The organism is Bacteroides sp. Marseille-P3684 (assembly GCF_900291465.1).
Taxonomy (GTDB): domain Bacteria; phylum Bacteroidota; class Bacteroidia; order Bacteroidales; family Bacteroidaceae; genus Phocaeicola_A.
Window position 1 is genome coordinate 1,919,880 of record NZ_LT985808.1, and the last position, 14,974, is coordinate 1,934,853.

Annotated in this window: 15 protein-coding genes and 2 pseudogenes; 12 read left to right on the plus strand and 5 right to left on the minus strand. The window is 50.7% G+C overall.

Annotated elements, in window-relative coordinates:
• Window positions 1-27: 27 nt before the first annotated feature.
• The 3 genes from C8275_RS07385 to C8275_RS07395 all read right to left on the minus strand — a co-directional run bounded on the left by C8275_RS07385 (window position 28) and on the right by C8275_RS07395 (window position 4,165).
• On the minus strand, window positions 28-2,430 hold the full coding sequence (locus tag C8275_RS07385) for a TonB-dependent receptor (protein ID WP_199881897.1): 2,403 nt from the start codon (window positions 2,428-2,430) through the stop codon (window positions 28-30).
• Window positions 2,431-2,580: 150 nt separating this feature from the next.
• Window positions 2,581-3,066, minus strand: a complete 486-nt coding sequence (locus C8275_RS07390; RefSeq protein WP_022384296.1) for a C40 family peptidase — start codon at window positions 3,064-3,066, stop codon at window positions 2,581-2,583.
• Window positions 3,067-3,592: 526 nt separating this feature from the next.
• On the minus strand, window positions 3,593-4,165 hold the full coding sequence (locus C8275_RS07395) for a YdeI family protein (RefSeq protein WP_106484659.1): 573 nt from the start codon (window positions 4,163-4,165) through the stop codon (window positions 3,593-3,595).
• A 386-nt stretch (window positions 4,166-4,551) separates the two neighbouring features.
• Here C8275_RS07395 and C8275_RS07400 point away from each other — a divergent pair, with 386 nt between their 5' ends.
• From C8275_RS07400 to C8275_RS07430, 7 genes and pseudogenes are all read left to right on the plus strand, one after another.
• Window positions 4,552-5,328 (plus strand): carboxymuconolactone decarboxylase family protein, encoded by a 777-nt coding sequence (locus C8275_RS07400; protein ID WP_234395723.1) that lies wholly within the window; start codon window positions 4,552-4,554, stop codon window positions 5,326-5,328.
• Window positions 5,329-5,344: 16 nt separating this feature from the next.
• A complete protein-coding gene (locus tag C8275_RS07405; RefSeq protein ID WP_106484661.1) occupies window positions 5,345-5,917 on the plus strand; it encodes a DapH/DapD/GlmU-related protein in 573 nt (190 codons plus the stop codon).
• Between the two features lie 113 nt (window positions 5,918-6,030).
• A complete protein-coding gene (locus tag C8275_RS07410) occupies window positions 6,031-7,212 on the plus strand; it encodes an iron-containing alcohol dehydrogenase (RefSeq protein ID WP_106484662.1) in 1,182 nt (393 codons plus the stop codon).
• Window positions 7,213-7,277: 65 nt separating this feature from the next.
• Window positions 7,278-7,718, plus strand: a pseudogene (locus tag C8275_RS07415) (putative quinol monooxygenase); the annotation flags it as partial.
• Window positions 7,719-7,730: 12 nt separating this feature from the next.
• Window positions 7,731-8,753, plus strand: a complete 1,023-nt coding sequence (locus C8275_RS07420; RefSeq protein WP_234395724.1) for an amidohydrolase family protein — start codon at window positions 7,731-7,733, stop codon at window positions 8,751-8,753.
• A 78-nt stretch (window positions 8,754-8,831) separates the two neighbouring features.
• The gene (locus tag C8275_RS07425; protein WP_106484665.1) at window positions 8,832-9,071 is read left to right on the plus strand and encodes a hypothetical protein; all 240 of its coding nucleotides are present in this window, start codon (window positions 8,832-8,834) and stop codon (window positions 9,069-9,071) included.
• A complete protein-coding gene (locus C8275_RS07430) occupies window positions 9,037-9,459 on the plus strand; it encodes a putative toxin-antitoxin system toxin component, PIN family (protein WP_022384619.1) in 423 nt (140 codons plus the stop codon). Before C8275_RS07425 ends, C8275_RS07430 begins: the two co-directional genes overlap by 35 nt.
• A 100-nt stretch (window positions 9,460-9,559) precedes the next feature.
• On the opposite strand, the gene C8275_RS07435 is transcribed toward C8275_RS07430, so the two are convergent.
• Window positions 9,560-10,459, minus strand: coding sequence for an AraC family transcriptional regulator (locus tag C8275_RS07435; protein ID WP_106484666.1), 900 nt, complete (start codon window positions 10,457-10,459; stop codon window positions 9,560-9,562).
• Between the two features lie 157 nt (window positions 10,460-10,616).
• Here C8275_RS07435 and C8275_RS07440 point away from each other — a divergent pair, with 157 nt between their 5' ends.
• The 5 genes and pseudogenes from C8275_RS07440 to ltrA all read left to right on the plus strand — a co-directional run bounded on the left by C8275_RS07440 (window position 10,617) and on the right by ltrA (window position 14,528).
• Window positions 10,617-10,829, plus strand: coding sequence for a hypothetical protein (locus C8275_RS07440; RefSeq protein ID WP_106484667.1), 213 nt, complete (start codon window positions 10,617-10,619; stop codon window positions 10,827-10,829).
• Between the two features lie 2 nt (window positions 10,830-10,831).
• Window positions 10,832-11,356: pseudogene (locus tag C8275_RS07445) on the plus strand (flavin reductase family protein); the annotation flags it as partial.
• Between the two features lie 38 nt (window positions 11,357-11,394).
• Entirely contained in the window at window positions 11,395-11,553 is a 159-nt protein-coding gene (locus C8275_RS07450; protein ID WP_199881899.1) for a hypothetical protein, read from the plus strand.
• 377 nt (window positions 11,554-11,930) lie between these two features.
• Window positions 11,931-12,542 (plus strand): TetR/AcrR family transcriptional regulator, encoded by a 612-nt coding sequence (locus C8275_RS07460; protein ID WP_106484670.1) that lies wholly within the window; start codon window positions 11,931-11,933, stop codon window positions 12,540-12,542.
• A gap of 579 nt (window positions 12,543-13,121) precedes the next feature.
• The gene (ltrA, locus tag C8275_RS07465; protein ID WP_106484671.1) at window positions 13,122-14,528 is read left to right on the plus strand and encodes a group II intron reverse transcriptase/maturase; all 1,407 of its coding nucleotides are present in this window, start codon (window positions 13,122-13,124) and stop codon (window positions 14,526-14,528) included.
• A gap of 105 nt (window positions 14,529-14,633) precedes the next feature.
• Here the strand turns inward: ltrA and C8275_RS07470 are convergent, their stop codons facing one another.
• Window positions 14,634-14,972: a hypothetical protein gene (locus tag C8275_RS07470; RefSeq protein WP_157948211.1), complete on the minus strand. Its 339-nt coding sequence runs from the start codon at window positions 14,970-14,972 to the stop codon at window positions 14,634-14,636.
• Window positions 14,973-14,974 lie beyond the last annotated feature (2 nt).

Below are 14,974 nucleotides of genomic sequence, written 5' to 3' on the forward strand. Positions count from 1 at the left end.
TTTAGGGGTTATGAGAATCAAGTTCGTTTATCCGCCGAAGCTGACGCGTATCTTGCCGTAGAAGGCGCGTCCCGCCTTTTGCAGGCTGAAGTTGTCATAGAGCTTCTCGTCGGTCAGGTTGCGGCACTCGAACGAGAAGTTGTAACGTCCGCCTTTCAGGCTGTAGCTCACCAGCAGGTTGTGGGCAAACTGGTTGGGGACATAGAAGTCGTTGGTACTGCCGAATATCTCCGGATAGTAGGAGAAGCGGTGCGTGTACTGGCTGTCGTAGGTCAGTGTCAGCAGGTTGTCCTTGCCGCCCAGCTTGTGCCAGTAGAAGGTCACGTCGTAGTCGGCGAACCGGTAGGGCACGTTGGAGATACGCGCCTTGTAGCCCAGGTTCTCCACGGCGTGTCCCGTGCTTCCGATTTGGTATTTCTCGTTGTCGCGGACGTCCATCTGCGTGAAGTTGCCCCCGACGCTCAGCAGGTGCTTGAAGGCATAGCGCACCGAGAGGTTGTAGCCCTTGGTCAGCACTCGGCCGTAGTTGGTGTAGGTGGCATTCTCGCGTCCGCCGCTCAGGTCCTGCACGTTGCGTTGGATGTAGTCTCTAGTGTCGCGGTAGATCAGGCTGCCTTCCGCGTAGACCGAGTGGTCGTCCAGCTTGGCGGAATAGCTGAGGTTCAGGTTGAGGTTGTTGCTGTTCTCCGGACGGATGCCGATGTCTCCGCTCTCCAGGTCCTCGTCGCCGAACATCTCTTCAATGGTCGGCAGGCGGTAGGCTTTCTCGTAGGAGAGCTTCACCTGCAACTCCGGCAGGATGAAGTAGGTGCCGGCAGCTCCGTATCCCCAGGAGTCGACCTTGCGGCTGGTCCGTTCATAGTTGCTCCCGGTGCTGGTGGTCGCCATCGGTCCGGCGACGTACTGGCGGTAGTACTTGCCGAACGCCGACACGTTCCAGTGCTCTGAGGGCATCAGGCGGTAGGAGAGTCCGGTGATGTTCTTCCGTGTCTCTTTGGCGATGGCGTCGGTCTGCTCTTTGGCAGCGAGGAGCGAGGTGTTCTCCCGACGGAAGGCATTGAACACGTGGTTGAAGGTGAAGGCATGTGCCTGCCCGATGTGGTAGTTGGCGGTGAGCGTACCGTTCCAGTTGTCGTTGTCCGAGCGGGTCCGTTGGTACGACTGTTCACCCGGTGAGTTCAGTTCCTGCCGTTCGCCCAGCCAGTTGTACTGGTAGCGTGCGGTGTCTACGTTGGTGGTCGCGTTGCGGTTGTAGTTCGCGGTCAGCACCACGTTGAGCCCTTTGGTCAGGAGGTTGCGCTTGCTGTATTCGAGAGACGGCATCAGGGAGTGTCCGTGGCGGTGCTTCTCCCCGAAGACGGTCTTCTGACGGACGCCCGTCTGTATCTCCTTGTACATGTGTGAATAGGTGAAGCCTACCATCAGCCGGTCTGCCCACGGCTTGCCGGTGATGCCTGCCTTAGCCACGACAGCCTCGTTGTGGTAGTTGTCGTGGAAGCGGCGGACACGCACCTTCTCCGTATCGTTGAAGCTGCCCGTCTCAAAGTTCTTGATGGGCGCATCCACGTGGTAGTCGTTGTCCGAATAGTTCTGGAAGGCATTGACCTCGTAGGTGAAGCCGTTCTTCAGGGCTTGACCGAAGTGGACGAACGACTTGTGCGTGTTGAAGGAACCGTAGGAGTAGGAAGCGTCGAGGAACCAGCGTCGCGGCTGTTTCTCCGTCACGATGTTGATGACGCCGCCCAGTGCGTCCGTTCCAAAGCCGACGGGGACGACACCCTTGTAGATTTCAATGCGTTTGGCGAAGCTGACGGGGATGTTGTTCAGTCCGAATGAGCTGCCTACCCCCTCCTGGGGCACGCCGTCGATGAACACCTTGACATGCTTCCCGCTGAAGCCGTCGAGCATCAGTTGCATGTCCGAGCCTACGCCTCCGCTCTCGCGCAGTTTCACGCCGGGTGCAGTGGCGAGCGCATCGCTCAGGTTCTTGGTCGTGTTCTGCATGTCGCGCGTATCGATGGCGATGGCGTTGTAGGCGGAACGTTGTACCCGGCTGACGCCTGTGGCGGTCACGGTGACGGCATTCAGCTCTTTCGTGTCGGGGCGGAGGGTGAAGTCGAGCGTACGCCGTTCGTGGCGATTGAGCGTTATTTTCCGCTGCACACCTTTATATCCCATGGCGGTGACGACGAGGGTATATTCGCCCTCCGGAGCCGAGAACCGGTAACGGCCCTTCTCGTCCGTCTGGGCACCGAAGGAAGTTCCTTTCAGGTGGATGGTGGCAAAGTCGATGATTTCATTATCGGAAGAGACGACCCGTCCGCTGATGAGGATGCGTCCGTGATGGTCGCCATGGCGCTGTGCATGCGCCGGGGAGATGCCGGTGAGGCATATCAGTAAAGAGACTAGTGCAAGGTATAACTTCATCATGATCTGTGTAGTGTGGTTTTTGTGCTGCGAAGGTACGCACAGTGCTCTTATGCATACAATCGCAAGAAATAGGTAAATTCCCATTTCTTAAACACAGACCAGTCCGTACAGTCAATACCTACTAATCGTGATTTCTTGGAAAAATGTGGGTTAGCTCAGTACCCGGCAAGCGCCGACGTAGCGCTTCAGGTAGTAGGGTTCGCTGGAGGAGGAGATACGTACGCCGGTGCGGCTGGCGTGGATGAAGGAGAAGTCGCCCGTCTCGTGGTTCACCTGTGTCACGATGCCCACATGACCGATGTTGCTGCCCACGCGCGAGCCGCAGAAGAACACCAGGTCCCCCTTGCGCAACTCCCGGCAGTCGTCGATTTGTGTCCCTTCCAGGAACTGGGAACGGGAGGAGCGGGTCAGTGAGATGTTTTCTTTCTGGAATACATAGGTGGTGAAACCGGAACAGTCGAACCCTATTTTGGGATTCATGCGCCCGCTGCGGTAGGGGACGCCGATATACTTCATGGCGCGGTTGACAATGTCTTTGCCCGTCACCGTGGTGGAGTCAGTCGGGAGGACTTGCGCCGAAGTCGTGTGCACAAGAATAATCAATACGAGGGTCAGTAGGTTCCGAAAAAGTTTCATAAGGCTGCTTACCAGAGTGTGATTAAGGTTATGATTTCGATTTACGAGGACCGAAGTTAAGTAAAATAGTTTTTCACTCCGTTTCCCGTTTGTTTCTTTTTCGAAAGGACGGCGGATTTTAAGGTTTGTTCGTAAAAAAGAGAGGGGGAAGCATGGTCAGATAAGTATCAAGTGCCCGACGGGAAGCTGGATACGACGTTTTCTGCATCAAATAGTTCGAAAAGGAGCTGGATACGACGTTTCCTGCATCAAATAGTTCGAAAAGGAGCTGGATACGACGTTTCTTGCATCAAATAGTTCGAAAGGAAGCTGGATACGACGTTTCCTGCGGCAAATAGTTCGAAAGGAAGCTGGATACGACGTTTCCTGCGGCAAATAGTTCGAAAGGGAGCTGGATACGACGTTTCCTGCATCAAATAGTTCGAAAGGAAGCTGGATATGACGTTTCTTATGCCTCGTTTTCGCTATTTTCAAGTGCTTATTTTACTTTGATTATTCCAATTACGGCAATATATCCGTAAAACCGTTACAATCTTCCATTATCATTCCATTCACCATACATCACGCCGAGACGGGTGTTGTCGATGAACTTTTTCAGACGGCTTTCAAAGAGAGGACGTTGTTTTTTCTTGATTTGTATCGTATCAATGCGTACGCGTTGGTATAAAGGGGGAAAGTTCTGGAAGTTCCGCCACACGATGGGGTCTTGCCGGAGGGCTGACAGGATTTCCTCGTCGATGGTGAAACCTCCGGGCGACATGTCGGGCAGCACGGCGCGTCCCATGTCTGTCATGCGTCCCAACCGCTCCATACGGCGGCATCGTTCCTTGTTCAGTTCCGACCACAGGCTACCTTTCGTGCGTGGCACAAACCGTTGGTATGCCTCGCCGTCCAGCCGTTTCAAGGTGCTGTCAATCCAGCCGAAACACATCGCTTCTTCCACTGCGTCGATGTACCAGAATGTTCCGTCGTCCACAGGACGTCCGCGTTTGACTTTCACCCAGCACTCCCTTGCAATGGCATGATGCGTCATGAGCCATTGGCGAAATTCGTCGCGGCTTTGTATGGACAATATATTTTGCGGTTTACTGATGCTCATTTTTTTTACCGGTTGTTTCGTCTGCAAAGATAGGAAAATCGGTTGCGGGAAAAGGATTTGGACTGATATTTCTGTAAAATTGGTACAAACGCAGAGGATATGTTTATCCTGCCATAGCTTGAATTGCTGTATTTTAGCAACAGGAAACAAGATAGAACAATTTATATAAATGTATGATAATATGGAAACAGTAAGATTGCACAACGGTGTGGAAACACCATTCGCAAAAGCGGCATCTCCCGCGAGGTATTGGACGGAGGCAAGAGCCTTTTCTTCTCACATTATTGATACTGTAAACTTTTTACTCACATTCAAAACAAATTGACTATATGAAAAAGATTCTGTTTTTATTACTAGCAATATCAATGACAAATATTCAAGGAATTATGGCACAAGAAAAGATTACACAGACTGCCGGACGCATGCAGTTGGGAGATTTTGCTCCAAAATTCGCCGAACTTAACGATGATGTTCTTTTCGGAGAAGCGGTCTGGAACGATTCCACGCTTTCGCTCCACGACCACAGCATGGTGACTATCTCTATCCTTCTCGGCAAGGGGATGGTTGACTCCTCTTTCCGCTCGCACCTTGAAATGGGCAAGAAGCATGGCATCACCCGCAAGGAAATAGCGGCGTTGCTGACACAGGCCGCTTTCTATGCCGGATGGCCAAACGCATGGGCCGGATTCCGTGTGGCAAAGGAGGTCTGGGTGGATGACGATGCAGCTACTGAGAAGGAACGCTTCCAACAGCAGATGATTTTCCCCATCGGCGAACCGAATACCGCATACGCCAAATATTTCATCGGCAACAGCTATCTGGCTCCGATATCCAAGGAGCAGGTACCGTTCAACAATGTCACTTTCGAGCCGGGCTGCCGCAACAACTGGCACATTCACCATGCGACCAAAGGAGGCGGACAGATGCTGGTCTGTGTGGCAGGCAGGGGCTGGTATCAGGAAGAAGGCAAGCCTGCCGTACAGATGCTTCCGGGCGATGTCATCCATATCCCGGCGAATGTGAAGCACTGGCATGGTGCGGCAGCAGACAGTTGGTTTGCGCATCTTGCCTTTGAGATTCCGGGAGAAAATGCATCCAACGAATGGCTGGAGCCCGTGACAGACGAAGAATATGGCAAACTGTTTCAGACTTCGGTTGATTGAAAGCTGACAAGATAGTATGACAATCAATGAATTCAAAGACCATGTCAAGACCGGCCGTGGTCTTGACACCGAAGAGATACATCGCTTTATGGATGAGATGAGCGATGCCGCACGCCAGATTACTTTCCGACTGAATGCAGCTTATCACGCCCCGGAGGAAGTGCGTGCGCTTCTTTCGGAACTGTTCGGTTACGAGGTACCTTCATCGTTGCGTGTCTTTCCACCATTCTACACGGATTTCGGTAAGAACATCACTATCGGGGAGAATGTCTTTATCAATGCCTGCTGCCATTTTCAGGATCATGGCGGCGTTGTCATTGGAGACGGATGTCAGATAGGGCACAATGTCGTGTTCGCCACGCTGAACCACGGCTTGTCACCGGAAGACCGGAAGCACACTTATCCGGCTCCGATCGTATTGGGCAAGAATGTGTGGGTCGGCTCGAACTCGACGATCCTGCAAGGCGTTACCATCGGCGACAATGCAGTCGTGGCAGCCGGTGCGGTTGTGACTAAAGATGTACCGGCTAATGTGGTGGTCGGTGGTGTCCCGGCAAAGATTATCAAGAGAATAACAGTGGAGGAATGAATGGCAACGTTCCATTTTCAGTGATACGGGTACACACCTCCGAGTTATCGTTACGGGCATTTCATCCGTCCTGTACTACCTTTGCGTCAGAATCAAAAGATATAAAAAGAACAATGCAAACGAATCTTACTTACGACATGTACGTTCCTACCCGCGTGATGTTCGGGGCAGGGATGCTGAACAAGCTGAGTGAACAACCGATGCCGGGCAAACGAGCCCTTATTGTCATCTCCAACGGAAAATCGACCCGTGCCAATGGCTACTTGACCCGCACGGAAGAACAACTGCACAAGGCGGGTGTAGAAACTTTCCTATTTGACGGTGTAATGCCCAATCCTACCGTAGGCAATGTGAATGCCGGGGCAAAAGTTGCCCGTGAGAACGGCTGCGACTTCCTTGTAGCGTTGGGTGGCGGAAGCGTGATGGACTGCACGAAAGCCATTGCGGTAATGGCTACCAATGACGGTGAGCTGTGGAACTACGTGCCCATCGGCTCAGGTAAGGGACAACCGATTGCCGTGAAGCCGCTACCTATTATCGCCATTACCACCACAGCTGGAACGGGTTCAGAAACGGACAATTCGGGTGTCATCACCAAAGAAGACACTTTCGAAAAGGCATTTGTGGGCGATGCTTCCCTGTTCCCCGTCCTTTCCATCGTAGACCCGGAACTGATGGCAAGCGTGCCGCCGACATTCACCGCCTACCAAGGCTTCGATGCCCTGTTCCACAGCACGGAAGGCTATATCGCCCGTGGTGCAAATCTGATGAGCGACATGTATGCCCTGACTGCCATTGAGAATCTGGCGAAGTACTTGCCTCGTGCCGTGAAAGACGGCAAGGATATGGAAGCCCGTACTCATGTGGCTTTCGGCAATACTCTGTCCGGCGTAGTGATGTGCCTCACGCTCATTACCAGCGAACACGCTTTGGAGCACGCGCTTTCCGCCTACCACCCGGCACTGCCCCACGGCGCAGGCTTGATTATGGTCAGCCGGGCATACTACAAATACTTCATCGAGCACCATGCTTGCGATGAGCGTTTCATCCGCATGGCTCAGGCGATGGGAATGCCTGAAGCCACGAAGTCCGAAGACTTCCTCACCGCCCTCACCCGCTTGCAGGAGGCTTGTGGCGTGGCAGACCTGAAGATGTCCGACTACGGCATCACGCCCGACGAGTTCGAGACGCTGATGCGCAACACCCGCGAAGTGATGGGCGTGATGTTCACCAGCGACCGTGTACAGATGACGGACGAGGACATCGTGAATGTCTATAAGGAATCCTATAAATAACTTCCGGGGCGCAAGACAGAATAGGTGATACAGAATATTGAAAGTCAATAAGTAGGACGATAGAAGAGTTCAATATGATACGATATCTATTAACTGCATTGCTTCTGTTCGGATTGCTGTCATGCGGTGGGGTAGATAAGGAGGAAACACAACCGGGCATGTGCGCCAAGCAACAGATGGCTGCCGACGGCATCGTGCGCCTGTCGAAAATCGAAGTCTATCCGGAGTACCTCGATGAATACATAAAATATGTGACAGAGGTGGGCGAAATTTCCCTGCGTACTGAACCGGGCGTGCTGACGATGTATGCCGTCAGCGAAAAGGAAAATCCCTGCCAAATAACTATTCTTGAAACATACGCGAACCGGGAGGCATACGACAAGCACATAGCCTCCGCGCATTTCCAGAAATACAAGCAAGGGACGCTGCACATGGTCAAGTCGTTGGTATTGTCAGACCAGACACCGCTCAATCCTGCCAACCGGATTAATAACTTTATGGAGTAATATTCTCGACACATGAAAAAGATACTGTCTTGGTTATTCGTGGCAACTATGACTGACATGGGAGGAATTATGGCACAGGAAAAGATTGTGCAGGCGGTAGATGTCCACACCCACATCATCATCCCCGAATATGTGGAGGTGCTGAAAGCGCACGGGGCGGAACTGGAAGAAACCTTCCCATTGCCCGAATGGGATGCCGGGCGGCACATCGCCTTTATGGACAGCGCAGGCATCCGTACCGCCGTGCTGACCATGCCTGCTCCGCAACCTTTCTATGACGATGCGAAGGAAAGTGCCCAGTGCATCCGCCGGGTAAACGAGGTTTCGGCAAAGGTGAAACAGCAATATCCCGGCAGGTTCAGGTTCTGCGCCGCCCTGCCTCTGCCCGACGTGAATGCCGCCATCCGCGAAGCCATTTATGCGCTTGACACCTTGGGAGCGGACGGCGTGAAACTGGCGACCAACAGCCGTGGTCAATACTTGGGCGACGAGGAACTCGACCCGCTGATGGAGGTGCTGAACGAGCGTCACGCCGTCATCATCATCCATCCGCACCGCCCCACGCCTTATCCGGAAAAAATCATTGCCACCACACCGCTGGCGATGTACGAATATCCGGCGGAGACCACCCGCGCCGTGGTGAATATGCTGTCGAGAAACGTGCTGGTGCGCTACCCGAACCTGAAAGTAGTCGTGCCCCATTGCGGCTCGTTCCTGCCGTTGGCGCTGCCGAGAATGAAGTCTATTCTCCCGGCAATGGTCGAACAGGGCTATATGCAACCGATAAACTGGGAAGGCAATCTGTCGCGCCTTTACTTCGACCTGGCGGGCAATCCGACTATCGAAGTCTTACGCTCGCTGCTCACCCTCACCACGCCTGACCATATCCTTTACGGCTCGGATTATCCTTATTTGCCAGATGTCGTGCTGAAAGCCAACCTGCAACGGCTGCGGCAGACGCTGGCTTCGGATGAGGAACTTGCCGAATATGCGGACAGGTTTTTGTGGGGGAATGCGGGGCGATTGTTTGAGTAGAGTGGAGAATTAGGGAGATTCCTTTGCCTCATTTCCTGATTTTTTTTCTATATTCGCAAAGATAAAAGATGTAACGTTATGGATGCCGTATTAAACTTAAATTACAACCAGATACTGAGTCTGGTCAAGCAATTGCCGACACGTATGCAGTTGCGTTTGGGGCGTATTTTGACCAAAGATGCCACTGAAGCTGAGTTAGAATATTTTTTAGAGACGTTTAAGACGGATGAATTGAGTGAAGAGGATATTCTCGCGGAAGTGAAACAAGTAAGAAAGGAACGGTATGCGCGGCGCAAGAAAGAAGCGGGTCATTGTTGACACGAATTGCTGGATTAGCTTTCTGATTGGTCGAAAACTGTCTTCTCTTGTTTCTTTGTTAAGTGACGATCGTATTGACTTGGTGTTGTGTGATGAATTGTTGGAAGAAATCAGAGAAGTGACACAACGTCCCAAGTTCGCAAGATACTTTCCTTTGGAGGAAGTAGAATCTCTTTTATCATTCTTACGTCTAAAAGGAATTCTGTTTGAGCCATCTCAAGATATACATATTTGCCGTGACGAAGAAGATGATTATCTGCTTGCGCTGGCAGTGGAAGCTAAAGCTCATTATCTCGTGACAGGTGATAAAGATTTATTGGTTATCAAGAAGATTACCTCTTGCCGGATTGTTGATGTGAAGACATTTGAAGAGGAAATGAAAATCTGAATTATAACCGGAACAATATTTCAAAATAATACGGGGCGAGCTTTGAAACATCTCGACCCGATGAAATATCGGTGTGGCATTGGGATGATTGGTTTGTACATCAGCCCCTCAACCTCTGGCAGTACTCCGACGGCGTAACGCCCTCCTGCTTCTTGAACATCCGGCTGAAATGCTGGGGATATTCGAAGCCGAGGCTATCTGATATCTGAGAAACGGTCTCACCGGAAGCCAGTCCGTTCTTGGCAAGCTGGATGACAAACTGACGGATGTGGTTGCTTGCGGTGTCTCCGGTGGTCTTCTTGATAACATCGCCGAAGTAGTTGGCGGACATGCACAGCTTGTCGGCGCAATACTGTACGGTGGGCAGGCCGAGGGTCAGCTGGAGCTTGTCCTCGAAATAGTCGCGGAGCAGGCGGTCGAAGCGGACGAGGATGTCGGAGTTCTCAACCTTTCGGGTGACGAACTGGCGGTTGTAGAAACGTTGGCAGAAGTTGAGCGTAAGTTCTATGTAGCCCACGAGAATGGCGTTCTGAAGTTCGTCCGGCTTCTTACTGAGTTCCTCGCGCAGCTGGCGCATCAGGGAAACAAGGATGTCGTGTTCCTCGTCGGTCATGTGCAGGGCTTCGTTCACGCGGTAGTCGAAGAAGGAATACTCCTTGATATGTTTTTCTAAGGGGAAACCATGTAGCAAGTCGGGGTGGAACAGGAGTGCCCAGCCTGCAATCGCCACCCGTTCACCATTATCTTCCTTGCCGCCGATTTGTCCGGGAGCCACACAGAGTAGCGTACCCTTGTTATAATCATATTTGCCGCAGCCATAATCTAAGTCTACATTGGCATCGTCCCGCAAGAACAGCCCGTACACACTGTAATTATTCAGACTGTGGCGTATGGGTGACACTTCGGCATAATCGATAACGCTGACTAACGGGTGCTGCTCTTTGGATCCGAGGTAGCGGCCATAATCATTGACATTTCGTACTTTCAATATCTTGCTCATCTTGTTTCCTGTTAAACCGATACAAAGATAAAGTATTTCATGACCAAAAGTTTACCTGGATTGCACTTTCAGTAAAAATGGTATACTTCCCCCATTTATGGTTACAATCTTCCTTCTTGTTCCGGCGTAAATTTGCATCAGATAAACGATAAGCAGAATGGAACAGAAAGTGGAACTACCTGAAGAATTATGTACGGACGAGGCGGTGTGCTTCATTGCAGACCGCCACCACGTCACACCGCAACAGCTTTTGCATTATTTCCTTGATGGGGAGGCATCCATATCCTTGGAGGCTAACGAAATAGAAATACTGAAAGGATTGTCCGAGCTGATTAAAGATGATAAGACTATAAACATAAAAACAAGATAACAATGAAGAAGAACATCGGAAATGTATTGGCATTGTATCCCACGCCCGCAGTGGTAGTGGGTACGGAAGTGAACGGAAAAGTGAACTGGCTGCTGGTTGCCCACGTGGGTATCATCGGACATGACCAAATCATGTTGAGCATGTTCAAGAAACATTACACCAACGAAGGTGTGAAGCAGACGGGCAAGGTGTCCGTCAATATGGTGAACGAGGCGATGCTCGTGCGTGCCGACTATGTGGGCTGTACAAGCGGAGCGAAAGCGGACAAGTCGGATGTGTTCGTGTATCACTTGGGCGAAGCCGGAACGCCCGTAATCGACGAAAGTCCGTTGGTAATGGAGTGCGAGGTGATGGACAATTACGAGACGGACACTTTCGACAACTTCATTTGCAAGATAACGAACACTTATATAGACGAGGGTTGCCTGAACGAAAAGGGTAAGCCCGATTATGACAAGCTGAAACCCGTACTCTTCGAGATGCCGAACTACACCTATCTGCGCACAGGTGAGACCATCGGCAAATGCACCAGCTTCGGGAAGGCATACAGAAAGGAGGAAAAGCAATGAAAACAAGATTCTTAGGAAAAGACAAACTGAAAGTATCCGCCATCGGCTTAGGCTGCATGGGCTTCACGCAAAGCTATCCCCCGTATCCCGACCGCAAGGATGCGATAAATACCATCCGCAAGGCGGTGGACTTGTTCATAGACGAATTCCTATAAACGGGCTGTCCGCACAGGCGCAACGACGTTTTTCAGGCAACTTCCAGTGCTTCCACCCGCCTCTTCCGCAAATTCCTCACACCACACGGTTTGCTCTTCCAATTCATTTCTATCTTTGGGGTGGCGGGATTAGAACAAGCAGAATGGCAATGAAAGCAATAGGACTGATAAAATTCTTCTTCGATGCGATGTATTATCAATTCTTCATATTCAACCGGTATAAATTCCATCTCTTATCCCCCTTTGGGTCATATTGCTCTATTGTATGCTCAGATACATGGTTGGCTGCATTTCATCTAATCGTTTGCGCCAAACACTTGCTATAACCACCGATCTTCCCTATCTTCGCCCACCGAAACATAAAACTCATTACGCACATGATAACCAACCGGGAAGAAGTATTGGAGAACGCCTTGCGGGTGTTCGCCAAGATGAACTACGAGAAAGCCAGCCTCGTGACCATCGCCAAGGCTTGCGGGCTGTCCAAGTGGGGGCTGATATACTACTACCCCTTCAAGCAAGACCTGTTCAACGCCGTGGTGGAGAAGTACATCTTAGCCATGCAGGATCCGGAACAGAAGTTCAGCTTCGTGGGCGGCACGCTGCTGGAGTTCATCGACCACCACGTGGATGGCGTGGAGCGCACCATGCGCCGCATCGTTGGCTTGCTGGACGACGGCAACAACCCGCAGGGGTGCAGCTACAGCTTCTACTACTTCCACCTGCTGATGCAAGTGCGGCAGTACTACCCCGACGCCCGGGCGAAGTTCGCCGAACTGTTCGGGAAAGACCGCAAGCTGTGGCGCGACAACATCGAGCAGGCGAAAGCGGCTGGCGAAATCCGTGCGGATGTGGACACTGAGGAAACGGTCGCCATGTTCCGCGAGGTGTTCTACGGCCTGTCCTACGAGCAGGCGTTCCTCTCCGGGCTGGACACGGGCGAACTCCGCCGCAAGCTCCGGTTCATCTATTCACTGATTAAAGCCTGACCCGTTCAGGCTTTTTTTTGTACGCTCGGCATGAGTATTAGCTAACGGGTGCAAGTCCCTAATGAGCCCTAATAGCGGGAATCATACAGCCAATAGCAAGGGTGTCCATCGTGAGGTGGAATCTGAAGGAAGCTTGCGGCAAACATCTGGTCNTTTTGTACGCTCGGCATGAGTATTAGCTAACGGGTGCAAGTCCCTAATGAGCCCTAATAGCGGGAATCATACAGCCAATAGCAAGGGTGTCCATCGTGAGGTGGAATCTGAAGGAAGCTTGCGGCAAACATCTGGTCTGACGAACAGAAACTTCATACAAGGCATATGACCGTGGGTAAGGCTGCAAAACAAGTCAAAGCCCTATAGCTATTCGGAACGGTTGGTGTAAATGAAGCGGACATAAGATGGAAAGTTAATACCCTTATCCGAGGAGGTCTCACGGACGCATGAGAATAGTGAAAAAAAATCGAAATCAGCGGAGTAAAGCTTGCCGTGAGAAGTCAGCAGATGTCATAGTAACAAACGTGTCGATAAGTTTGTGAAGGACAGAACTTTATTTAAGCGATAATAACTGAAAACTACCGTATGTGGGAACGAATGCACAAAACTGGAACTGAAGTTGTAGGCTGCCCTCAGAGAGCTAGGACGGAATCTGCATGGTATGGGGGAGCGCAGACCTGCATATGGATGGTTGAAGACAATGTCGTGGAAGTACCATTTGACAGAGAGCATCTGTTAGAATCAATTCTGACACCCGAGAACCTGAACAAGGCTTATAAGGCAGTAATCAGCAACAAGGGCTGTGGCGGTATCGACAAGATGTCATGTGATGAACTTCTCCCATGGCTTCTCGCTAATAAGAAAAATCTGATATGCTCTTTGCTTGACGGTAGCTACCGTCCTAACCCCGTCCTTAGAGTGGAAATCCCGAAGGAGAACGGCAAGATGCGACAGTTGGGAATACCGACCGTTGTCGACCGACTGATACAGCAAGCCATCAACCAAGTACTAACCCCCATCTACGAAGCTCAGTTTAGCCGAAACAGTTTCGGTTTCCGTCCGAGACGTGGCTGCCATGATGCATTACGCAGAGCGAAAGACATCGTCAACTCAGGTTACAAATATGTAGTAGACCTTGACCTCGAGCGATTCTTCGATACAGTATGCCACAGTCGTCTGATAGAAATACTGAGCCGTACAATAAAGGATGGAAGAGTGGTGAGTCTTATACACAAATATCTCCGCAGCGGAATCCTGAATCATGGTATGTTTGAGGCGAGCAATGAGGGTACTCCTCAAGGTGGTCCTCTAAGTCCTCTGTTAAGCAACATCATGCTTAATGAACTTGACAAGGAGCTGACCCGAAGAGGTCATCCCTTTGTCCGCTATGCCGATGATTCAATGATATTCTGCCGAAGTAAAAGTGCAGCGGAACAAACCAAGGAGTCCATTATCCGATTTATAGAAGGCCAACTTCATCTGAGAGTGAACAAAGAAAAGACGACAGCCTCATATGTCAAAGGGGTAAAATACCTAGGCTACTCCTTCTATAACTCCAAAGGTAAATTTGAATTGTGCGTACATCCCAAATCCAAAGCCAAGATGAAATCCCGTCTAAAAGAACTGACAGGTCGTAGCAACGGAATGGGTTATGAGCGTAGAAAACAAAGACTTAACGAGTATATAAGAGGTTGGATAGGTTACTATCGCCTTGCGAATATGAAACGTCTTCTCCTTGAAACGGACGAATGGTTACGACGTCGCATACGAATGTGCATATGGAAATCTTGGAAGAACCCTAAGACGAGAATATCAAATCTGATTCGATGTGGAATCCCTAAACGGAAAGCCCATGAATGGGGTTATACTCGGCTGGGGTACTGGCGTATTGCAGACAGTTGGTTAACACACAGTTCTATGACCAACGAACGACTAAAAATTGCCGGTTATCCAACCCTCTATGACGAGTATCTCAAATGGTATCCTAAATAAAGAACCGCCACGTGCGGAACCGCATGCGTGGTGGTGGGAGAGGTCGGAAAACGAAAGTAGGAAGAAAACTACTTCGTTTTCCTCCTACTCGATTAATAGGTGTATTCACTGATTAAGACCAGGATAGTATATAGGGTTATAATAAATACGGATGATAACCTTCATATTTGCTTCTGCTACAAAAGATACAGCTCCAGCATGCGCCCCTCCTCTTGGAGTATTTACATCACTGCTTATTACATCTATGTATTCGACGGTTGCTTCCGGACGGTATCTTCCGTCAATGCGGATGGTTGATTGGTCAACAACTACGACTACAGAAGCCCCCTTCTCTATTTTGAAACTTCCTGTAGCTCCATTGAATTGATAGCTCTTGGCATGGGTCTCATCAGTCACTTTTACCAAAGCCTCGTAGTTGACCAAAGTTCCCAAATTAGGATTCATGT